The 23926-nt window shown below is 47.3% G+C and carries 16 protein-coding genes and 1 pseudogene; all 17 read right to left on the bottom strand.

Annotated elements, in window-relative coordinates; genetic code table 11:
* Positions 1–223: pseudogene (locus tag B7991_RS11305) on the bottom strand (hypothetical protein); the annotation flags it as partial.
* A 1-nt stretch (position 224) separates the two neighbouring features.
* A complete protein-coding gene (locus B7991_RS11310) occupies positions 225–1097 on the bottom strand; it encodes a TIGR02147 family protein (RefSeq protein ID WP_088630921.1) in 873 nt (290 codons plus the stop codon).
* A 183-nt stretch (positions 1098–1280) separates the two neighbouring features.
* Positions 1281–2867 carry a fibrobacter succinogenes major paralogous domain-containing protein gene (locus tag B7991_RS11315; RefSeq protein WP_254917952.1) on the bottom strand — a complete coding sequence of 529 codons (1587 nt, stop codon included), beginning with the start codon at positions 2865–2867 and terminating at the stop codon, positions 1281–1283.
* A 24-nt stretch (positions 2868–2891) separates the two neighbouring features.
* Positions 2892–5210: a fibrobacter succinogenes major paralogous domain-containing protein gene (locus B7991_RS11320; protein WP_088630922.1), complete on the bottom strand. Its 2319-nt coding sequence runs from the start codon at positions 5208–5210 to the stop codon at positions 2892–2894.
* A gap of 1 nt (position 5211) precedes the next feature.
* Positions 5212–6102, bottom strand: a complete 891-nt coding sequence (locus B7991_RS11325) for a TIGR02147 family protein (protein WP_254917953.1) — start codon at positions 6100–6102, stop codon at positions 5212–5214.
* A gap of 268 nt (positions 6103–6370) precedes the next feature.
* Positions 6371–8740, bottom strand: coding sequence for a fibrobacter succinogenes major paralogous domain-containing protein (locus B7991_RS11330; RefSeq protein WP_088630924.1), 2370 nt, complete (start codon positions 8738–8740; stop codon positions 6371–6373).
* Entirely contained in the window at positions 8730–9590 is an 861-nt protein-coding gene (locus B7991_RS11335) for a TIGR02147 family protein (RefSeq protein ID WP_088630925.1), read from the bottom strand. The genes B7991_RS11330 and B7991_RS11335 overlap by 11 nt, the downstream gene beginning before the upstream one ends.
* Positions 9591–9793: 203 nt before the next feature.
* Complete coding sequence (locus tag B7991_RS11340) at positions 9794–11032, bottom strand: FISUMP domain-containing protein (protein ID WP_088630926.1); 1239 nt, start codon at positions 11030–11032, stop codon at positions 9794–9796.
* Positions 11033–11080: 48 nt separating this feature from the next.
* Positions 11081–12541, bottom strand: coding sequence for an FISUMP domain-containing protein (locus tag B7991_RS11345; RefSeq protein WP_088630927.1), 1461 nt, complete (start codon positions 12539–12541; stop codon positions 11081–11083).
* A gap of 33 nt (positions 12542–12574) precedes the next feature.
* The gene (locus B7991_RS11350) at positions 12575–14584 is read right to left on the bottom strand and encodes an FISUMP domain-containing protein (protein ID WP_176421803.1); all 2010 of its coding nucleotides are present in this window, start codon (positions 14582–14584) and stop codon (positions 12575–12577) included.
* A 10-nt stretch (positions 14585–14594) separates the two neighbouring features.
* Positions 14595–16151, bottom strand: coding sequence for a hypothetical protein (locus B7991_RS11355; protein WP_088630929.1), 1557 nt, complete (start codon positions 16149–16151; stop codon positions 14595–14597).
* Between the two features lie 10 nt (positions 16152–16161).
* Positions 16162–16983 (bottom strand): TIGR02147 family protein, encoded by an 822-nt coding sequence (locus B7991_RS11360; protein WP_088630930.1) that lies wholly within the window; start codon positions 16981–16983, stop codon positions 16162–16164.
* A gap of 266 nt (positions 16984–17249) precedes the next feature.
* A complete protein-coding gene (locus B7991_RS11365; protein WP_014546278.1) occupies positions 17250–18410 on the bottom strand; it encodes a sodium ion-translocating decarboxylase subunit beta in 1161 nt (386 codons plus the stop codon).
* Positions 18411–18424: 14 nt separating this feature from the next.
* Positions 18425–18790, bottom strand: a complete 366-nt coding sequence (locus B7991_RS11370; RefSeq protein WP_085492087.1) for an acetyl-CoA carboxylase biotin carboxyl carrier protein subunit — start codon at positions 18788–18790, stop codon at positions 18425–18427.
* Between the two features lie 48 nt (positions 18791–18838).
* Complete coding sequence (locus tag B7991_RS11375) at positions 18839–19681, bottom strand: hypothetical protein (RefSeq protein ID WP_088630931.1); 843 nt, start codon at positions 19679–19681, stop codon at positions 18839–18841.
* Between the two features lie 78 nt (positions 19682–19759).
* Positions 19760–21847, bottom strand: a complete 2088-nt coding sequence (locus B7991_RS11380; protein ID WP_254917954.1) for a histidine phosphatase family protein — start codon at positions 21845–21847, stop codon at positions 19760–19762.
* Positions 21848–21891: 44 nt separating this feature from the next.
* Positions 21892–23907, bottom strand: a complete 2016-nt coding sequence (locus B7991_RS11385; RefSeq protein WP_088630933.1) for a histidine phosphatase family protein — start codon at positions 23905–23907, stop codon at positions 21892–21894.
* Positions 23908–23926: the final 19 nt, after the last annotated feature.

A 23926-nucleotide genomic window follows, 5' to 3' on the forward strand; every position in this document is an offset into this window, starting at 1 on the left:
TTTCGCCAGTCAGCTCCATCGTTTGGCAATCAATGCCCTGCACCGTCACCGCAGAACCCTTGACGAACGGTCCCTTCTGCGAGACACCCGCCACGTCCAAATCCTTGACGGCGTAAACGCCCGCATCGTCCGAAGAACCACCCGCGACTTTGTCGTCGGAGCATGCCGAAAACATCGACAAAAAAGCAAATGCCAACGCAAAAGTAAAAACTTCCCTAAACATTCTAAACCCGTTTCTTTTCATTTCTCTCTTCCTTATTTTTTAAAGCCTTGTTTGCAACTTCCAGATCTTCGCTTATCGGGAACAGCTGCAAATTCAAACGGTACACGCGCTGCGTTTCGCCACTTTCCGTAGCAATCGCAATAACACGGCGACGGCATTCCAAAAGTTCCTTCTTAATCCGTTCATAAGAATCCTGCGTCAGCCCCACGACAACTCCCGACATGGAGCGTTCCGCAAGCGGCAAGTCCAAAGCCTTTACGGCAAGCTCCCCCATCTGGCGCTGTAAATCTTTCGCGGCAATCGGCACCGCATCCACGGAGCCCATCGATATGGACTTATCCGTCTGTACGTAATTTCCATTACGGTCTTTTTTCAGGAGATTCGCATCTTCCAAAAACTCAAGCGTTTCAACAGCTTCCGCTGTAGAAATTTTCGGTTTGCACGCACGGGCCATTTCGGCAGGTCTTGCGCCAGGCATATTCGGGGCAAGTTCACGGAGCAACGGATTTTTCCAAGACTTGTAGTAATCGAATTCTTCGCCACCGAGAACACGGATCTTATGCGCTCTAGCCAACGCACAGCGTTTTTCGAACGCCGCCATTTTGGCCTCGTCCCCTTTGGCATGGGCGTACGTCACCATCAAAACAAAATACGTCTTTTCAAACCCGGCAAGGCCCATGGCGTTCGCAACAGAACTTGCGGCACTAACGCTCAGATTCTTTTTCCCTTCAGCAACATACTTCAAAAAAATTGCCGATGCGAAACCGGCATTCTGAGCAAACTCACGCCAAGTAAAAGCGGAGTCGCGCTTGCGTTCATCGTAGTAATCCTGGATGAACTTGCGATAATCTGTATATTCAACAATCGCCTTCATGATTACAAATATAGTTTTTCAATAATACTGGAATACAAAAATTGCCGTTTTTCGCTTAATTTTTACGTTTTTAGTCATTTTTAAACGATTTTGCAAAATTTTAGAACACAAGTTGTATCCCTGGAATACAAAAAAAAGACCCCGCCGTGAATAGCGAGGCCTCGGGATGATGAGAACGAAAAATTAGTCCTTCACGCAACGGACACTTTGTCCATAATATTTGGAATTCTGATAGGTATAAGTTTGAGTATAAATGTTGTTTATATTAAAATATCGACCTCTATCATCATCCTGTTCGGTGGAACTCCAGTAATAGACATCCGAGCCCACCTTTTCCCAACTCGTTGCAGAAATTCTTCTTCCGGTTGGGAGAGCGGCGAAGCCGTAAAGATCCGTACCGTTATTATTAGGCGTTCCGGCATAGTTCCACCCAGTCAAAGCCTTGAGCGGTTCTCCACATGTACGGTAATCCCCTATAGCCTCACACAGCAAGCTCCATTCACGGAGTGTCGGCAAATGCCAGCCTTCAGGGCAAATCCCCTGCACAGCGCGATCAAGTCCGCACTTTTTGCCATAACCGCAATCCAACGGCTCCTTGGAATCATTCGCCAAAGCAACCGAGTCAATCGCTGCAGCCCAGCTATAATAACGGCCACTCACATTGCAATTCTTTTCATCATCATTGTAGCACCAGTTGCGGCCCTTCAAGCTTGGAGTCTTGACGCTATCGGCATAGTTCAAGTTTTCTGCCATCCACACCTGCGAATAATTTGTATCGGGCACATCAATTTTCACGACCTTGTACACTTGCTTGTCGCGCGGGTCAACCATCGAGTCGTATTTGATGTTCGGATTCAGGCGAGCGGACTGCGGCACATCCCAGCTCCACTCTTCAGGGATTTTCTGAGTAGTTTCCTTGGCATCCTTATTTATCTCATCGACGACCTTTTCAAAGTCGGGGATTTCATCGGAGTCGCTCCATTTTTCAAGATTGTCGCGAATCGTTTCGTATTTGCCCCTGGACTTTGCAGAATCCGCCCAATCCGTCATTTTCTTTTTCGTCTTTTCATCGTCCCATTCGCCACTTTCCGTGATGGACGAAGCAAAGCCATCCAAACGGTCCGTGAGCTTTTCAGCATCCAAATCCGATTGCAGCATTACACTCGTCGCAAGGAGGGCTGCATTCCCGTCGCCCTTTTCATAAATGCTCAAGCCTTCGAACGATTCAAAGCGATCCACCAAGCCCAACGCCGTGAGGATTTCCTTTTCGGCCTGCATCTTAGCATCGTCAAAGGACATTTTCTCTTTGGAGACAAGCTTCATCACGCGTTCGTATTCCAATTCCGTAAGCACGTTGATGTTCACATGCTTGCGGTCCTTCAAATCCGTAATCGCATGGAGCGTCAACTTATCCGAAGATTTCTCACCGGTAAATTCATTCATGTAATAGCCGGATACCGCAAACAACGCGCAAGTCGCAGAGAGATTCACATCGTCAACGCCAAAGTCGCCCTTGTTGCTCTTGACCTTCCCCGTGAATTCTTCTTCCGTGAACTTCATCGTCTTGCAATTGACACCCTGCACCGTCACTACAGAGCCCTTGACAAACGGGCCCTTTTGCGCCAAACCCGCCACATCCAAGTCCTTAATGGCAAGCCCAGCATCTTCCGTGACGCCGCCTGCAACTTTATCATCCAGGCAAGCCGAGAGCATCCCCACCGAAGCAATTGCCATCAACAAAGTAATTGATTTACTTATGAATTTCTTCACTTTCCTTCTCCTTTTTTTCAAACACTAATCTTTTACGCAGCGAACAGAAAGACCAAAATTCTTACCCTCCGAAGTCACGCGAGGCCCCTCATTATAAACGCTCAATAGCACATAATAGGCATCGTCTTCACCGGTTTGAGTCGCAGTCCAAAAGAAACCATTACTAGTATCGCCACCAAATGAGCAACCGTCACCTCCATAGCCCGCAGGAAGCGCGGTAAATCCATAAGCATTTGTTCCATTCTTGTTATAATACCAACCATCGCTAGACCTAAGAACATCGCTCGCTGTAGAACGTCCACCCACAGCAGCAAACAAATTTTCCCATTCCGTCGTATCAGGCAAATGCCAACCGTTCGGACAAACGCCCTGCACTCTAGTCGGCATTTCACACAACTTGCCCCTGCCACAAATCAGCGGATTAGCAGGATCATTCGCCAAAGCAACAGAATCAATCGCCGCCGACCATGAATAAAGATGACCAACAGCTTCGCATTTGGCACTGTCATTCCCATAGCACCAAATCAAGCCCTTCAAACTCGGAGTTTGTACGCTATCGGCATAATTCAAGTTTTGGGCCATCCAAACTTGGCTTCCGATTCCAACAGTTTTATAAACTTGTCCGTCACGATCATCAACAAGAGAATCATAATGGATATTCGGATTCAAATAATTTTCTTTGGGAATGCTCCAATCAAAATTAAGACTGTCTTTGCCAGAGGATGACGAATCCGCAATCACTTCTCCCTGGATGCAGCGGACAGACGCCCCATATTTTTCAGAAAGAACACCCAAACGAGCATCTCCACTTGCAAAAATAAACATATAGAACGCATAACCTTTACTTTCCGCCGTAGAGCTCCAAAACGCAGCCGATTCCCCCGTATACCAGCCACTATCATCCCTGCGGCCAGCCGGAATTGCAGAAAAGCCATAAGCATCCGTACCGGAATCCCAAAGTTTTGTCTGAAGAGATTTTCCCACCGAAGCCGAACGGGCTACAGAATCAATCAAATCATCTAATTCATCTTCCGACGGTAAATGCCATCCAGTAGGGCAAACATCCTTTGCAGCAGCCCAACTGTAAAGCCGACCATACTTTTCGCAGTATTCCGAGGAATCGTTGTAGCACCAAGAATTTTCTTTCAAGCTCGGCGTTTTTACGCTATCGTCGTAGTTCAAATTCTGCGCCATCCAAACTTGGTCGCCGATTTTTACGGTCTTGTACACTTGTCCATCACGGGGATCGGTCATTTCACCATAATTAATATTTGGATTTAAGTAGGATGCTCTTGGATCCTCGATCGTGGTCGAGGATGACGAGGTCACTGAGCCTGCCGAAGTGACCGAGCTGCTACTTGTCATTCCGGCCTTAGTGCCGGAATCACCTTTACTGCTGCTAGACTTTTCATGATCGTCGCTGCTCAGAGCAACGGAGTCCGGGATGACTGCCTTGGAACTGCTGCTCGGGATGACACCCTCGGCAAATTCTTTCACATACGTTTCAAATGCAGGCACAGAATCAGCGTAGCCCCAGCTTTCGATGTTTTCGCGAATTGTATCGAGCGAGCCGCTTGCCGCAGCAGCCGACGCCCAATTCGTCATTCCCGTCTTCGTGTCTTCATCAAGCGAACCGTTATCCGCAATCGCGGTGGAGTATTCTTCCAAGCGTTCCGAAACTTCGGCCTCGCCAGCAGTCGCCAGAGTCAGCACGCTCACCGCCAGGAGGGCCGCATTACCATCACCTTTCTCAAAAGCATTCAAGTCTTCCGCTTCATCAAAGTCGCCCTTGATGTTAAACGACGCCAACACTTCCTTTTCAGCCTGTTTCTTTGCCTCGGCAAAAGACTTCTTCAGTCCGGCCACCAAGTTCATCACTCGTTCGTATTCCAATTCCGTGAGCACATTGATGTTTACATTCTTGCGGTCCTTGAGGTTCGTCAGCGCACGGAGAGTCAACTTCTTGGCAGACTTCTTTCCGGTAAGTTCGTTCATGTAATAGCCCGAAACTTCGAGCACGGCACATTCAGAAGACAAAGCAACACTATCAACAACAAATTCACCTTTGTCGTTATTAATCTTGCCTTCGAACTTTTCGCCAGTCAGTTTCATCGTCTTGCAGTCGATACCCTGCACAGTCACATCAGAACCCTTGACAAACGGGCCCTTCTGCGCCACGCCAGCCACATTCAAGTCAGCGATGATCCCCGCATCTTCCGTAGTACCGCCCGCAAAGCCATCGCCATTGGACGACGTACAGGCCACGACAAAAGCACACGACGCGACAAACGCAAGCGGCTGCACAAACGCATCCTTAATCATTCCTAACACACTCTTTTTCATTTCACTTTCTCCTCATTCCTAGCACTTTATTTGGATTCAAAACCTTTTCCGTATGTTCATCACGCTCACCGCAATCGTCGAGGCGTTCGCTCAGTGGGAACAACTGCAAATTCAGGCGGTACACCTGTTCCGTCTCGTCGTCCTCACTCGCAATCGCCACAATGCGACGGCGAAAATCCGCGATTTCCTTCCTGATTTTTTCGTATGCACGGTGCGTGAGCCCCATGGTAAGCCCCGACATGTCACGTTCCGAAAGCGGCAAGTCCAAAGCCTTCACCGCAAATTCCCCCATCTGACGTTGCATATCGCGGGCCGCCACAGGCACTGCATCGACCGACCCCATCGATAACGACTTGTCCGTCTGTTCGTAGTTTCCGCTCTTGTCCTTCTTCAAGAGCTTTGCGCGTACCAAAAAGTCAAGCGTCTCGGAGACCTCCGCCGCAGAAATCTGCGGCTTGCACTTACGAGCCATTTCAAGAGGCTTTGCACCAGGCATGTGCGGAGCAATCTCGCGCAATACCGGATTCTTCCACGACTTGAAATAATCGAATTCCTCGTTCCCGAGCACACGCACCTTGTGGGCATGCGCAAGCGCACAGCGTTCTTCGAACGCGGCACGTCTCGCTTTGTCATCTTTCGCATGCGCATACGAAACCATCAGAACAAAGTACGTCTGTTCGAACCCGGCAAGCCCCATCGCCGCAGCAACGGATCCCGCCGACCCTACACTCAGATTCTTTTTGCCCTCGCAAACGTACTTCAAATACACAGCCGACGAAAATCCCGCATCACGGGCAAACTCGCGCCACGTAAAAGCCGAGCTGCGCTTGCGTTCATCGTAGTAATCCTGGATGAACTTGCGGTAATCTGTGTATTCTACGATCTCCTTCATGTGTACAAATATAGACATTTCCGTACATTTCGGAATACAAAAATGGCGTTTTTAGTCAAATTTTACCATTTTCTCAAAATTTACGCAAATTTTAGCATTTCGGAACACAAAACACGTATTCCAGGAATACAAGAAAACCCCGCGGTACTTTGTCCGCGGGGGCTTCCCTCCTTATTTAAAAGTTTTTTTTCAACGTCTTTCACGCAACGGACACTTTGTCCATAGTACTTGTAATTCTAGTACGCATAAGAATTGGTGTAGACGTTATTTAGTTAGAAGGTCTTACCGGAGCTGTCGAAGGATCCCCCTTGACACAACGGACACTTTGTCCATAAGACTTGCTATTCTGATACGTATAAGTTTGAGTATAAATGTTGTTTATATTGAAATATCGACCATCATCGACACTGTATTCGGTGGCGCTCCAGTAATAAACATCCGAACCCACCTTTTCCCAACTAGTTGCAGAAAGCCTTCTTCCGGTCGGAAGTGATGCAAAGCCATATTTATCAGTACCGTTATTGTTAGGCGTTCCGGCATAGTCCCACCCGCTCAAAGCCTTGAGAGGCTTTCCACACGTACTGTAATCCCCTATAGCCTCACACAACAAACTCCATTCACGGAGTGTCGGCAAATGCCAACCATCCGGGCAAATTCCCTGAACACTATGATTGAGTCCGCACGTCTTGCCATAACCGCAATCCAACGGTTCCTTCGGATCGTTCGCCAAAGCGACAGAATCGATTGCTGCTGCCCAGGTGTAATAGCGGCCACCCACATTGCAATTCTTTTCATCATTGTTGTAGCACCAGTTGCGGCCCTTCAAGCTCGGAGTCTTGACGCTATCGGCATAGTTCAAGTTTTCTGCCATCCACACCTGCGAATAATTCGTGTCTGGCACGTCAATTTTCACAACCTTATACACTTGCTTGTCACGCGGGTCGACCATCGAGTCATATTTGATTTTCGGATTCAGGCGAGCTTCCTTGGGCACATCCCAGCTCCATCCTTCGGTATCACTAGAACTTGAAGAAGGCCTTACCGGCGCAGTCGAAGGATCCCCTTTGACGCAACGGACACTTTGTCCATAAGACTTGCTATTCTGATACGTATAAGTTTGAGTATAAATGTTGTTTATATTGAAATATCGACCATCATCGACACTGTATTCGGTGGCGCTCCAGTAATAAACATCCGAACCCACCTTTTCCCAACTAGTTGCAGAAAGCCTTCTTCCGGTCGGAAGTGATGCAAAGCCATATTTATCAGTACCGTTATTGTTAGGCGTTCCGGCATAGTCCCACCCGCTCAAAGCCTTGAGAGGCTTTCCACACGTACTGTAATCCCCTATAGCCTCACACAACAAACTCCATTCACGGAGTGTCGGCAAATGCCAACCATCCGGGCAAATTCCCTGAACACTATGATTGAGTCCGCACGTCTTGCCATAACCGCAATCCAACGGTTCCTTCGGATCGTTCGCCAAAGCGACAGAATCGATTGCTGCTGCCCAGGTGTAATAGCGGCCACCCACATTGCAATTCTTTTCATCATTGTTGTAGCACCAGTTGCGGCCCTTCAAGCTCGGAGTCTTGACGCTATCGGCATAGTTCAAGTTTTCTGCCATCCACACCTGCGAATAATTCGTGTCTGGCACGTCAATTTTCACAACCTTGTAAACCTTCTTGTCGCGCGGGTCAATCATCGAATCGTATTTGATTTTCGGATTCAGGCGTGCTTCCTTAGGCACATCCCAGCTCCATCCTTCGGGGATTTTCTGAGCGGTCCCAAAATCTTCAACAACCTCTTCAAACGCAGGAATTTCATCGGACCCGCTCCACTTCTCTAGATTGTCGCGGACTGTTTCAAATTTACCATCGTCCTTAGCAGCGCTTGCCCAATCCGCCATTTTCGTTTTTGTTTTTTCGTCGTTCCATTCACCAGTCTTCGTGATAGACGAAGCAATAGCATCTATACGATCTGTCAATTCTTCGGCACTCAAATCCGATTGCAACAACACACTCGTTGCAAGGAGAGTCGAGTTTCCATCGCCCTTTTCATAAATGCTCATGCCTTCAAACGACTCAAAAAGGTCCATTATGCCCAACGATGCAAGGACTTCTTTTTCGGCCTGCATTTTCGCATCGGCAAAGGACATTTTCTCTTTAGAGACCAGGTTCATCACACGCTCGTATTCCAATTCCGTGAGCACGTTGATGTTCACAGACTTTCTGTCGCTCAAATCCGAGATTGCATGAAGCGTCAACTTATTCGAAGACTTCTCACCAGTAAATTCATTGAGGTAATAGCCGGAGACCTCGAATAAAGCGCAAGACGCCGAGAGGTTCACATCGTCAACGCCAAAGTCACCCTTGTTGCTCTTGACTTTTCCCGTGAATTTCTCCTCCGTGAATTCCATGGTCTTGCAGTCAAGGCCTTGCACCGTCACCTCAGACCCCTTCACAAACGGCCCCTTTTGCGCCAAGCCGGCCACATCTAGGTCCTTGATGGCTACAACGCCCGCATCACCCGAAGCACCGCCCGCGACCTTTTCAGAAGAACACGCCGCAAGAATCAAGGATACCACAGCAATGGCCGGAAAGACATTGCCAAATAATTTATACAAGTTATTTCTCATTTTTCTCTTCCTTATTTAAATCCGTTTCATTTTTATTCAATCGTTCGCTCAGCGGGAACAACTGCACGTTCAAGCGGTAAACCTGTTCCGTTTCATCTTCATCAGTCGCAATCGCCACCACGCGGCGGTAATAATCTTCCGTCTCTTTTTTGATGCGTTCGTACGCGCGACGCGTAAGGCCAAGCGTATAGCCCGAAATCATGCGTTCAGAAAGAGGCAAATCAAGCGACTGTATCGCAAACTCTCCCATCTGGCGCTGTAAATCACGAGCCGCCAAGGGAACCGCCTCCACAGGCGCCATCCTGATGGCCTTATCCGTTTGCTGGTAATTTCCGTTTTTGTCTTTCTTTAAAAGTTTTGCCTTTACCAAAAAATCAAGCGTCTCGGAAACTTCCGCTGCAGAAATCTTTTGTTTGCAAGCTCGCGCCATTTCGAGAGGCTTTGCGCCGGGCATGTGCGGAGCCAATTCTCGAATCACGGAATTTTTCCACGATTTGAAATAATTGAACTCTTCATCCCCAAGAACACGCATCTTGTGCGCATTCGCAAGCGCACATCGTTCTTCAAATGCAGCGCGCTTCGTCTTGTCATCTTTCGCATGCGCATACGAGACCATCAAGACAAAGTAAGTCTGTTCAAATCCGACAAGGCCCATGGCACTTGCAACAGAACCCGCAGAACCGACACTCAGATTTTTCTTTCCCTCGCAAACATACTTCAGATAGACATCCGACGCAAAACCCGCCTTCTGCGCAAACATATGCCAAGAGAATGCCGAAGTGCGTTTGCGCTCGTCATAGTAGTCCTGGATGTACTTGCGATAATCCGTATATTCAACGATTTCCTTCATGAGTACAAATATAACTTTTCCAGTACATTCAGAACATAAAATTGGCGTTTTTCGTCAAATTTTACCACTTTTTGCTAAAATTTTAAAAATTCTAATATTTTAGAATATGACCGCATGTTCTGAGAACATGAAAAGGCCTGCCAAATCTGGCAGACCCATTTTCCTCCTAAAAACAGCAAACAAATTTATGCATCCTAAACAGATTAAAGATTCTTCATACAACGGACCGGATAATAATTCTGTTTCGTTTCAATTTCAGGTTCCGATTGCGCATATTCAACAACTTCTTGATATTCGTTCGAATAGACAGGTTCAATCGATGCATCGTACCAATCCAAAGTCCAGCGATAAGCCTTTTCCGAATCGAGAGAATCCGATGTCCAAAAGTGAGCGGCAAGCGACAGAGACCAATACTTTGACACATTATAATCCGTAGCAATAGCAGAAAAATCATAGACATTGTAATAATCGTCGCTATTCGGAAAGCCAGTAGTCAGTAGCGGAGCCGCCCCAATGGCGCCACCCACCGTGTTTATCAACTTTTCAACATCAGCGACACTCGGAACTCGCCAACCTTCGGGGCATACCTGCTGGGCCATAGACCACGAATAATCGTAACCTATTGCGCAAGTATCATATTCCGTATTATAATATCCACCAAAACCAATTACTCTCGGCCCATTTCTACAAAAAGATTCATCCTCACCAGCATCGTAATCCAAATTTTGGGCCATCCATACTTGGTCTTTCAAGGTTACCGTCTTATAGGTAACTCCATTTCGCGTATCCGTGAATGTACCTGCAATAGCTTCGCTTGGCGGCAAGCCTTTTCGGATGATAGAAGTGCCTTCGACACAGCGAACAAACGCATCATCCACATTATCAGACCCGAACTCCATTTCTGCATTTAGCACATTACCATTTCTTGACAAGCCGAATAAAAGTGCTTTTTCTTCTCCGTTAACAAACAAGTCCATTACGGACGAAGTCGCAAACAAAATCGTATCCCCATCAAGAGAAACCGGAGCATTCCATCCTGTTGACGCAAATAGTTCCTGGTATCCACCCACCGATGTTTCCGCAAGAAGACGGGCATAATCATCTCGCGTCGGAAGCCGCCATCCTTCGGGACACACATTTTTCAAATTATCATAGAAATAGCCATAGGACTGGCAATCTCCAAGGTAGCACTTCGGAATACGACTTTCTTCACTACTTGGATCAAGGCTACAACCAAGAACCTTATCCATGTTATAGTACCTGAGGTTTTCGGCCATCCATTTTAAACCCGCCATGTTCACCGTACGATAAACATTGCCATCGCGTCCATCAACGAGAACGGAACTATCGCTCCCATTCAGCGGTTCTGTAGGATTTCCTCCAGTACATCCTATAAAAAGCCCGAAAAAAACGGCAGCCAACACAAATACTTTCTTTTTCATTTCCAACTTTCCTTTTTTACAAAGTTTCAATAGGCCCTAATTAAAGATCTAACGATCCTTCAAGCAGCGAACGGAGCACAAATCGAATGTTGTACTATCAATCACAGCCTCTTTCGAATCAACGCGCATGAAATAATAGTAGGTCCGTCCGCTCTTCTTTTTCTCGCGATCTGAACTACAGAACTTGGCCAAGGGTTCCCCATCATCATTGCTGTATTTAAAGAATGTAGCGCCAAAACCCTTCGGCGAACGCAATGCGGCAGCGGCATTCTTCGAACCACCATAGGCATCAATCAAATGCCGGAATTCATCCCTTGACGGCAAATGGAATCCACTAGGACATGATTCATCATTCGCCCAACCGGAATAGAGCAGGCACCCACGAGCAAAAGAGCCTTCTTCACAGTTTTGATATTCATGTTTCATATTTTCAGCAAACCAGTAATTGCTATCGACTTCATCATAATAGGCCCTATTACCTGAGGTATCTACATAAAAAGCACCAGGCACATCTCTATTAGCCATTAAACTCCAATGCTGATCCGGATTACAAACATATTCGTCACCATCCGATTCAGAATCATCACTTTTTCCACTTCTCTGGATTTCATATACATTATTTTCTGCGCATAGGCCCAAGCCAATCATGTGAGCCCAATAGCGATTTGTATACTTTTCAAACGGAGGAATAGAATCGTCCCAAGTTTCCAAATATTCTCTAATTTTCTTTACATCCACATCATAATATTCAAGAGGTTTATTACTTCGTTGAAGCATCTCCGCATTCATAAATCGTTCTGCGATATATGTTTTTTCGTCGTCTTCCCAAACTCCGCTATTTGCAAAAGAATACGACATCGCAGACAGCCATTCCATAAAGTCTGCAGTTCTGTCGTCTTCGGATCGTAGCAAAATACTGATAGCAAGCAAAGCCGCCCCACTCTCGCCAACGAAAATGTCCATATCTTCAGGCGATTCATCGCCCTTCACAAAGCCAAAGGACGAGAACAGTTCCATTTCGGCCTGTTTCTTGGCATCCTTAAAAGACATTCCCTTTTTCTGCACAAGGAAAAGCATACGGCCAGCAACCAAGTGCGTCACCACATTAACATTCACGCGATTACGATCTTTCAAATCAGCAATCGCATTCAAAGAAATCTTGATATCAGAAATATTCCCGGTATATTCATCACGGAAATAGCCGTTGACTTCAAAAAGCGCATATTGCGAAGATAAGCTAACATCCTTGATTTCAAAGTCGCCCTTGTTACTTTTGACAAGAGCCTTAAAGCTCTTCCCTGTTTGTACCAAAGTATTGCCATCGAGGCCTTGGATTGTCACCGAGGAGCCGAGCAAGAAAGGCCCTTTTTGCGTCACACCGGCAATTTGCTTATCCTTGATAGCAACAACGCCTTCGCTTTCTTCACTTGTTCCTGCAAAATCTCTTCCAGAACACGCCGCAAAAAAGATTCCCGACAAGGCAATCAATAAATACTTTTTAATTCTCATAATTCCACTCACTCGTTTATTTGCTCCTGGGCACTAAAGATTTTTCATACAACGAACAGAAATATTCTCTTTTTTTTCATAGGTATCAAAAGACGAATCATATCTATCCATAATCCACAGATATGCATTTGCGGCATCTTCAGAATCCGACAACCAAAATGCAATTCTGACATCCTGCACGCCTCCTCTTATCGAACCGTCAAAAGGATTTTTTGATTCTACATATAGATAGTCCCCTGGGCTCCAAGCTGAAAAGCCGTATATATTCTCGCTGTTATAATATCCAGTCGTCAATAAAGGAGAGGATCCTATCGCCCCGCCTACCAAATCAAGCAGCTGTTCAACATCTTCCTTACTCGGGAGTTTCCAACCTTCAGGGCAAATAGTCTGCGCATCAGCCCATGTATATTTTCTTCCCTCAGCACATTCCGTCTGCTTATCCGGTTGCGAATAAGGTGTCGCCGTCAAGCAACGCGGGTTATACGGGTAACCAGTCACATACGATATCATAACGGTATCCCCAATGGCACTGTTCATTTTTTCCGCCATCCATACCTGATTTTTTATCGTAACCGTTTTATAAATCTTTCCATCTCTTTCATCTGTAAATGTTCCCGGAACAGCTTCGCTGACAGGCAAAATATCAGGCACAGGAGGTTCCCCTTCTACACAACGGACACCAGTCTCCGAGCCATCAAGTTGTTCCCAAAACATGCTTGAAACATCAAGTCTCCATAATTCTCCTCTCACCAAATTCGTATTGCGATCAACCCGATCCTTAGAATAGAGATCTTTTGTAGAACTCCAATAATTCCCAGATGTCGCATGCCAACCATTTTCAGAAAGCCAGCTTTCATACCCATCCTTTGAAGCATATTCAAGGAGGCGCTTAAGTTCAGTACGTGTCGGGAGCCGCCAGCCCGTAGGGCAAACGCTATCAACTGTGGACAACGATACATCAATATCATAATCGAGATTTTGCGCCATCCAATTCAAACCATTCATCTTTATAGTTTTATAAATTTTTCCATTACGGCCATCATTCAAAAGACCACACGAATCGCACCCTAAAAAGCGACCTAAGTAATCCTTTTCCCAACGCCCCGCTTCGCTACATTTAAATTCCATAGCATAAAAAGAACTTGTAGAGAGCTTATTCTTCTTTACGGTTCCCACTTCATTCGTACCACATTCTCCAAGTCCGTACAAATCTTCCCAGAATGCTCGAATCTTAGGTTCAAAACGGGCAACACTATCCGACAGCTTCCAAGACTCCATATTGTGGCGAATAAACGGAAACCCGTCCGTCAAATCCGTTATGCAAGCCCAATCCGCAAGTTCAGCCTTAAGAAGCGAATCATTCCATATTCCGTCATCGGCAAGGTCCAACCCCAACTTCAGCAAGCGTTCCATAAATTCAGCTTCACTGGCATTCCCCAGCATAAGTACGGATATCGCAAGCAAGGCGCCATCCGAATCACTCCCACCAAAAATGTCCAAATCTTCAGGCATTTCATAATTGCTGCTACCGAAAAACACCGAGAATATTTCCTCGTGGGCCTTGCGTTTCGCTTCTGCAATGGTCATGCCTTGTGCAAGAAGCGTTTGAACGCGTTCAAATTCCAGATGGGTAAGCAAGTTGATATTCACCTGGGAACGGTCCGTCATATTGCATATCGCCACCATGTTTATCGTATTTTGCGATTTTACTCCAGTCATTTCGTTCCTAAAATATCCTTCAACTTCCAATAGCGCATACGGAGAGGATACTTTCACATTTTCAACAGAAAAACCTCCCTTTTCATTCACGACCTTTCCCTTGAAACTCTTTCCAGTCTGGACAAAAGAAGTGCTATCGATTTCCTGTACGGTTACAGAAGAACCAACAAAAAACGGTCCTTTCTGAGATTCACCTACGATAGTCAATTTTAATGGCTTTTCTGTTTCCAACGAATTATCATTTTCTGGTTCGGCAACAACACCGTCCGTCGAACAACTGACAAGCAATCCTGCAAATGCAAGTATTCCAAAAATCTTTTTCATATTCACCATCCTATTCTTCATAACCATCTTCAACCACACAGCGGACAGACATTTCCAAATTCGGATTACGAGTACTGTCAATCACAGCTTCATTAGAATCGACTCGCATAAAGTAATAGTACACATCACTGTCAAAGATTTCACTTGACGATGTCCAAAACATCGCTGATTCACCGAACCCGACATAAAGGGAATCCACATCAGGGTCATGATATCCTCCCAGCAACGCCGCAAAACCGCTTGGGGAGCGCAAGCCGGCAGCCGCTTCGGCGGCCCCGCCATACGAATCAATCAACGATTGCATTTCCGCACGAGTGGGCACATGGCTGAATCTATAATAAACTCCATTAAGCCAATAACCATATTTGCCTTTGCAAGCACTATCCGCATTATCAAAGCTAAACACGCCTCCATAAATTCCACAACGCTTTTCCGGTTCTTCAAATGAGGACAAGCTTTCATCACACTGCATATTTGCAGCGCTCCACCTCTTTTGGGTCTCACCGTCAGAATTCATTTCATAATACTTGTTTTGAAGGTACTCTGCATTGATCATCCATCGCAAACTATCGTTACATGCAAAAGCATGTTTATAAAAACGACTTTCTTTGTTTTCATTCAACTTTACTTCACCTTTATTCGATTCAGAACATACGCCTAGACCATACACATTTGACCAAAAATTATTGATATACTTTTCAAAAGGTGGGAGAGGATAACGGTCAAGTTCAAAACGATGATCCCATAAATCTATATGATATATAAAACGCGCCATGTTACCCTGAACCCGCCACCACAACCAACCGGATTCATAATCTCCCAAAAGATCTGCAGTTGCGTACATCGCCCAATCCGCAACTTCAGTCTTTATGGAGTCGTTCCATACACCGCTATCCGCAATAGAAAGCGAAACCAAGGCTAGTCTTTCGGAAAGATCCGCAGAAGATCCTTCATTTTGCAACAAAACACTGGCAGCAAGAAGTGCCCCTGCACCATCGTCAAAAGAAAGAACATTCATATCTTCAGGAGGCGGCAATTCGCCTACAAATCCAAACGACGAATAAATTTCCTTTTCGGCCTGTTTCTTGGCATCGGCAAAGGACATTCCCTGCTTTTGTACCAAATGCAATACGCGGTCCGTTACCAAATGCGTAAACACATTCACATTCACGCGATCACGGTCATTCAAATCAGCAACAGCGTTCAACATAATCACGCCTTCAGAGTTTTCATCTGTCACTTCATTATAATAATAGCCCTTAATTTCAAGAAGCACATATTGCGAGACCAGGTCTTCCACATTTACCGCAAAGTCTCCGCTCTTGCTTTTAACAGATGCTTTAAAACTCTTTCCCGTCTGATTCAACGAATCACCGTCAAGTTCCTGTATCGTCACAGAAGAACCGAGCAAAAACGGCCCCTTTTGCGACACGCCTGTAATTTCCTTGCCAGGAATTGCAGGGTCTTCATCTACGGCCAATTCCAAAGAAGGATTGTTCTCTGTGCATGCGCAAATCGCAAGACCTAGCGCATGCATCAACAAAAGCTTCATCATCTTCATCATCATTCTCACTCGTTTATGTCAAATCTTCCGTCAGCGGGAAAAACTGAACATTCAATCGACAAATTTTTTTAGGGTTTTTATCGTTCGCGACCATCGAAACGATGTGCTTGCGGAACGCCGCAATTTCATGAACGACTTTGGCATAACTTTCTTCCGTCACGCCCATTGTAATTCCGCTAAAGTGACGTTCCGAAATGGGGAGCTTATCCAAAGCGTCCAATGCAAATTCGCCCATCTGCCGCAATAGCGAATGTACCGCCACGGCAACCACGTTCAGATTTCCAGTCGACAGCGAAACATTCGCCTGGTGATAATTTCCTTTGATATCGCGCGTCAAAAAGCCAGTCTTGACCAAAAAACGCAAGCTTTCGCTGACATCCGCCGCAGAAATCGCTGGCTTGCACACCTTGGCAATTTCGTTCGGCTTTGCGCCAGGCATGGCAACCGCCAGCTCGCGAACCACGGAATGTTTCCAGGTTTCATAGAAGGTGTACATTTCGCTTCCGAGAATTTTCACGCGGTTCGCATCGCCAAGAGCCTGTATCTCTTCAAAGCACTTCTTCTTTTCTTGATCGGTCTTGGCGTTTTCATAACGCACCATCAAGACAAAATAATCTAATTCGAAACCTGCCAAACCCATGGCAAGCGCCGTCTTTTTCGCACCTTCTTCACGGAGACGAGTCTTACCGTCACACACAAGCTTCAAATAAGAACCTGATGCAAACCCAGCCAGCCTTGCAAATTCACGCCATGTAAAAGCAGAACACCGCTTGCGCTCGCGATAGTAATCCAGCACATATTCGCGGTATTCCTTATATTCAGTTACAGACTTCATGAATTTAAAATTAAAAAATCACACTCTTGTCTGCAATATTTTTGCGAAAACAAAAATGGCGTTTTTAAACAAATTTCAACAATTATAAAATAAAACACAAAAAAGTATTTATCCATAAAACAAAAGTGAAATTCTATAAAACAAAAAAATCCCCCGGCGTAATGCCGAGGGAATTTAAAGTTTTCATTTCGTCATCCTGAACAACGTGAAGGATCCAGTAAAATCTTGGGATTGCTTCGCGCTGCTCGCAATGACGAATCAGTAAACTAGCTCAAGCGGCTGATCATATAACCAGCGCAAACTGCCGTACCAATCACGCCGGACACGTTCGGGCCCATAGCGTGCATGAGGAGGAAGTTCTGCGGGTCATACTTGGCACCTTCAACCTGAGAAACACGGGCAGCCATCGGCACAGCAGAAACGCCTGCGGAACCGATAAGCGGGTTCACCGGGTTCTTCGGAGAGCACTTGTTCATGATCTTTGCGAGGAGCAAACCGCCGAAAGTGGAGAAACCAAAGGCAACCACACCCATAGCGATGATCATGAGAGTCTGCGGCTTGAGGAAGATGTCAGCAGACATCGTGAGACCCACGGACGTGCCGAGGAAGATCGTCACAATGTTCATGAGTTCGTTCGAAGAAGTCTTCACGAGGCGTTCAACGACACCAGCTTCCTTGAAGATGTTGCCCATCATAAGCATGATGATAAGGGCAGAAGCATCCGGCACGACGAGCACGCAAACGATCATCACCATCACGGCAAACACGATGCGTTCGGCCTTGGAAACCTGGCGGAGAGCCTTCATGCGAATCTTGCGTTCAGCGTCGTTCGTCATAGCGCGCATGATAGGCGGCTGGATGAGCGGCACGAGAGCCATGTAGGTGTAGGCAGCAACGGCGATGGGGCCGATGAGGTGCTTAGCAAGCTTGTTCGCAGTGAAGATGGACGTCGGACCGTCAGCACCACCGATAATACCGATGGAAGCTGCTTCACCGAGCGTAAAGCCACCGAGAGCGACAGCTGCAAACATGGTCATGAACACGCCAAACTGTGCGCCACCACCGAGGATGAGCGTACGCGGATTAGCGATAAGCGGTCCAAAGTCCGTCATGGCACCCACGCCCAAGAAGATGATGGGCGGGAAGAGTTCCAGATGGATACCCTGGCTGATGTAGTAGTAGAGACCGCCAGTCGGGCTGAACATACCTTCGATGCTCCAGCCACCGTCGTAGAACGCGACGGACGGGATGTTCACCGCAAGTGCACCGATAGCAATCGGCAAGAGCAGAAGCGGTTCGTATTTTTTGACAATCGCAAGGAACATCAACACGAAGCTCACGATCCACATGATTACCATCGGAACGGTAATCTGCGCGAATCCTGTGCTCGAGGCGAAGTCCGCGACTGAGTTAATAATTCCACTCATTGACTTTTACCTCATTAGGCAATGGTCATCAAGACCTGGCCATCAGTAACAGTGTCGGTTTCCTTGACGGAGATAGAGGTAACCTTGCCTGCGCACGGAGCGACGACCGGGTTTTCCATCTTGAGGGCTTCGATAACAGCCACTTCCTGGTTGGCAGCAACAGTGTCACCAACGTTGACCTTGAGCTTGAACACAGAGCCAGCGAGCGGGCTCTTGACTTCGGTGCCACCAGCGACGGCCGGAGCGGCTGCCGGAGCAGCAGGAGCCGGTGCCGGAGCGGCAACCGGAGCAGCAGGAGCTGCAGCAACTGCGGAATCAAGAACTTCTACTTCGACGTCGTAGGTCTTGCCTTCGAAACTGATACGGACTGTTTTCTTCATTTTTATTTTTCCTGGCTTAAAAGCCTGTTAAGTTTTAAAAGTTGAACCTTACTTGACGATCGTCCAAGCAGGGGAGTTAATGTTTCTGTAAGCGGTCACGCGGCAGGGCTGACCAAGAGCCTGCGTTGCAGCAGCGGTAGCGATCACGAGGAACTGTTCATTTGTCAGTCCCGGATGTTCTTCGAGAGCGGCGACGGCGGCAATGCCGAGGAACGCCTGGAGCTGCTTGTTGGTGAATCCCGGATGGATGCTCTTTGCATTCGGATCCCAGTCGCAGTGAGCCGGAGCACGAACCGCAGGAGCCGGAGCGGCAGCAGCGGCAGCGGCCGGAGCAGCCTTCTTAGCAGGAGCCGGAGCCTTGACCTTGTCCAAACCGAGCTTCTTCATGATTGCGCTCATGATAGTGCAGAGGACGAGGAGGCCAATGATCACAGACATCACGACGATGAGGCCTGTTGCCTGGAATTCGACGAGCTTGCCAAGGGTGAACTTCTGGACTTCACCATGGCACTTGCCACCTTCCATCTTGCCCTGGCAGTATTCGCTGCCGAGCTTAGCCTTAGCAATCGGAAGCACAGCCGTACCGTTGGCATTTTCAACGGAATCGCGAATATCGCGGGCGCGAACGGACTGTTCGTATGTCTTATAAAGAATGGAATAGCCACCACCGTGAGTTTCCACAATCTGGAAAACAGTAGATTCATCCATCCACTTGAGCTGTTCCTTAAGCGGAGCGGCAATGGAGTCCGGCATCAGAGCAATCTGCTCGTCAAAACGGCCAACCTTTGCAGCCTTGGAAGCAGCAGGTTGAGCTACGATCTCAGACGCGAAGGCACCGGAAACCGTTGTCACCGCGGCAAAAAGCATAGCTTTCTTTAGTGTATCATTCATATCGGAATGCGTCCATGTTTAATTAAGTGAACTGTTTGATAAAAATCAACGCGCGTGAATATAGCAATTTTAGGGATTTTACATCGTCATCGTACCGGAAGAAAGACCCTTCACAGGCTCATAACGGAGGGTACCGTCGGTCCCCAGGATGATTGCCACACCAGCGAGGTAATTGATCCACTGTTTCGTGTCGAAATAGCGGAGATTTGCCTTGCCGTTCGTGCAGAACGCCGTCAGCGGCACAACCATCATGTCGTGGGAAATCCACACGCCTACGCGGTTTACCTTCGCAAAGCGGGGCATCACAATCTCGGTCATAAATTCTTCGCCACGGGACTGTAGAGGATAGTATGCATCGGTATAGCTTCCTTTGTACGCATATTCCGAAGCGACAACCCAGCCACCGCCATTGTTGTTCTTGTACGTTTCAAACTTATTTTCGGCCTTCACGAACCAGTCGCCATCGAGTTCCGGCAAAGTGTCGTTACCCATGCTCGTGACGCCCGCACCCGCCGCCACGTTCTCGCAGGTTTCGTAGCTACGCGTGTACGTCGAATTCACAAAGTAAATGTTTTCGCCTTTAAGCTTAGCGCCCACCGACTGCGACTGTGTCTTGCCATTAGCCGTCAAGTGACCGTTTTTACCCGTATCGTCCGTGCGTTCGGCATGGCGCAAGATAAAGATGACCTTTTCGCCAGGAGCAAGTTTCTTCAAGACATCTTCGACATCGACAAATTCCTGAATATCATCCGAGGTTGCTTCACGCCAAGACTTCTTGCTCTGTTCGTAAACGTAGAACTTATCGGCATTGATTTTACCATTCTTGATCTGGCCATCGTAATCGCCAGCGCCAAAGCCTACCGTATCCTTTTCAAGGTCCGTCGCCACGCGCCAGGCCTTGATGGAACCATCGCAAATAAAGCGGATACGCGGACCTTCGGGCTGTTCATAGTAAGAGACAAAATACTCGCTCTGGCTGTTGCCCACATGCTTCACCATTCCATTGGTCATCGCATTGCAAGATTCAAAGCCATGCGTACTCGTCCAGAAATTGCGCACATGCTTTTCAAAGTTCGGCACATCGCCAAGCTTCCAGCCTTCCATGTTCTTGCGGATTTTTGCAAGGCCACCTTCAGCATCGAGAATCAACAGCTTATCTGCAAGTTTCGCCTTCGAAGCGTTATCGCCCCAGTTGCCATCGCCGCGAATATCTTCTGCAATATAGTCTGCCTGCGAAAGGAAATCGCCATCCGGCGCATAGCTCTGCATCATCACAGAAACCGCAAGGAGCGCGGCACTGTAGTCGCCAGAACCAAACAAGCTAATATCTTCTGCAGAGGTGTCCGAGGATGCTGTCGTCTGACCACGCCCCCAAGGGAATCCCTGACCAAAGCCTGTTCCGCTAGACGATCCGCCAAGGCTTATGCCGAACGAAGAAAGCACGTCGCTCAATGCACGCCCGCTCTGGCTTCCAATCGGCTGGTTATTGCCCGAATCTTCGACAAGCTTCATCACACGTGGGGCAGCCATGTGCGTCAGGATATTCACGTTAAAAGAATCGCGCTTGGACAAGTCCACAACTGCATTGAGCTTTACAAGCGATGTCGAAAGACTCGCCGTAAATTCGTTCATATAATAACCATTTGCTTCGACTCTCACATAAGGCGAAACAAGGTTGACACTGTCAAAACTAAAGGTTCCATTCGAAGTGACAATGCAGGTTTCGTGAGTCCGCTTGGAATCGGCAAGCCGCTTCAGGCTATCAAGTTCCACAATCTTCACAGACGTACCGTAACGGAACGGTCCCTTCTCAGCAAAGCCCTTAATGGCAACGCCAGCCCTGCGAAAATCAGTAGCATCGTCATCAACAGCCGTTTCATCATCAACCGGAATCAGTTCGCCATCGCTGCAAGTGTAATTCCCGGTAATAGTCGTATCGGTAATGGGCTTGGCAACAACAGAATCTTTAACAGAACTCGAGGAACGGAGAACATCCCTTTGCGAAGAGCTGCTCACCGACGAACTGCTCTTACCGTCTTTGGGTGCTTTTTCTGAAGACAACGAATCCTGAGGATTTTTAGAATCTACCACCGCCTCGCATTCGTCGCCTTCGCATAAATCAGAGCCATAACGGACGGAATCACAACCCGCCCATAGCAAAACCAATAAAGCTAATATCCAAACCCGCATGGATTGAATGTTAGTAATTTTTAGTTCGCGTATCCAGATTCCAAACCGCGAATAGCCACATATCGGCGATTTCCGTCCTTGTCAATGATAATGGCAACACCAGCCAAGTAGTTAATCCACTTGCCACCATCATATTTCTTGAGTTCCACCTGCAAATTTGAGCAGTAGGCAACAAGCGGCACCATCAACTTGTCATGCGAACTGAGGAGCACAAACTTTTCTGTCGGGTACTTTTTCAAAAGCACATCCTCGATGAGCTCCACCGAGCGTTCAGCAAGATCATAGTATGCTGCATCGGCACCTGTCGAATAAGCACCCGTGTAAGCGTACTTGGAAGTCACTTCCCAGCCGCCACCGCATTCATTCTTCGCCTTTTCGACGGCCTCGGCATTTTTGGAATACCAGTCGTCATTCAACTGCGGAATCGTATCACGGATATCGGATTGCTGACCGCGGCCCTTCGCAATACTTTCTACAGTCTGGTGAGCGCGCAAAAATTCAGAGGCACCAAGAACAAAGTCTTCCTTGAACTTCGTGAGTCGAGCACCGACTTCTTCGGACTGTTTCTTACCATCGCTCGTCAGCGTCCCGCCCTTGCTCGTATCGGTACCACGTTCTGCATGGCGGAGCACAAAGATCACGCGTTCATCGTCCTTGATGCTTTCGTAGACATCCTGAATATCGACAAATTCCTTAGCATTGGAGGCAAGGACAAAATAGCGGTCCTTTTCAACAGCGGTTGCTTCGCGCCATTCTTTCTTTTTGCCATCGTACACAAAGAACTTGCCCGAGAATGCGCCACGACGCACTTCGCCATCTTCAGCAGGAGTTGCATCGTCTATGAAATCCTTCATTTCGTCTGGAATCGCAATCCAGCCTTTTTCTTCATCACAGACAAAGCGTTCCGTCGACTTCGATACATCGCTGTAATTTGCCGCATAGAACTTGCTAGACTTATTACCGACAAAGAAAACATCATCGACAGACTCGTCATCGCAAGCCGGGAATTTCAGTTCATTCAAATAAAAGTTCTTAAGGTACCATTCAAATTCAGCAGCCTTGCCCAGTCGCTTTTCAAGAGTCTTGCGGAGCGCGGCATAGCCATCCTTGAGGTCGTTTGCCAAAGCCCAGTCAGCAATGGCAATCCTTGCATCGGCGTCATCCCACTTGCCATCCTTGCGGATATCGGCAACAACGGCCTTAAAGAACTTCGCAAAATCGCCATCGGAGCCAGCCTGCAACAAGATCGTAGCAGCAAGCAATGCAGCCCCAGACTCACCGGCATCCGATACGTGAATATTTTCGGTAATATCGAAATCAATCGATTCCAGGTGGAACATGTTCCACACGTCTTCGGCAGCCTCATACTTTGTCGCTTCGACCGAAGCTTTATTCTTTCCGCCCAAAAGTTCCTTTGTACGTTCCGCTTCAAGCGTCGTGAGCAAGTTCAAGTTGAAAACTTCCCCAGAGGTCATATCGCCTAGCGTCGAAAGCGTAACCGTAGAAGACGTTCCATCGACAACATTTTCAACCGTACCTTCTGCAGAGAACATCACATAAGGCTGAGGCAAGTTGATCTTCTTGATTTCATAATCGCCATTCTTGCCGATATCACCCGAAAATTCAATTTTCGTTTCCTTGTAGCCATCGGCAGAATCAAGCTGCACCATGTTGATCTTGGCCGACTTTGCAAATCCGTCTAACGCAATCGTACCAGAAACCGTTCCATCCACAAGAACATAGGCGACATCAAGCAGGCTGTCGTTTACCAAATCTTCATCCGACTGCGATGAAAGGGAATCCGTGACAGAAGTCTTAGAACTGCTCGAAGAGCGCTTGCTACCAGAAGCTACGCTAGAAGAGGACACTTCGCTATCATCGGCGCTAGACAACTCAGGATCATCTTTTGAAAACTGGTCTGAATTATTTACGGTGTCTTCGCCACACGCTACAAATAGCGTTGCCAACAAAATAGGAAATGTTACGCGAGACCAAAAAGAACGGTCTCTAAAATTCTTTTGCAAAAAGAATCCCATAGAAAAACCCCTTTACCAT

The organism is Fibrobacter sp. UWB3 (assembly GCF_002210405.1).
Taxonomy (GTDB): Bacteria; Fibrobacterota; Fibrobacteria; order Fibrobacterales; family Fibrobacteraceae; genus Fibrobacter.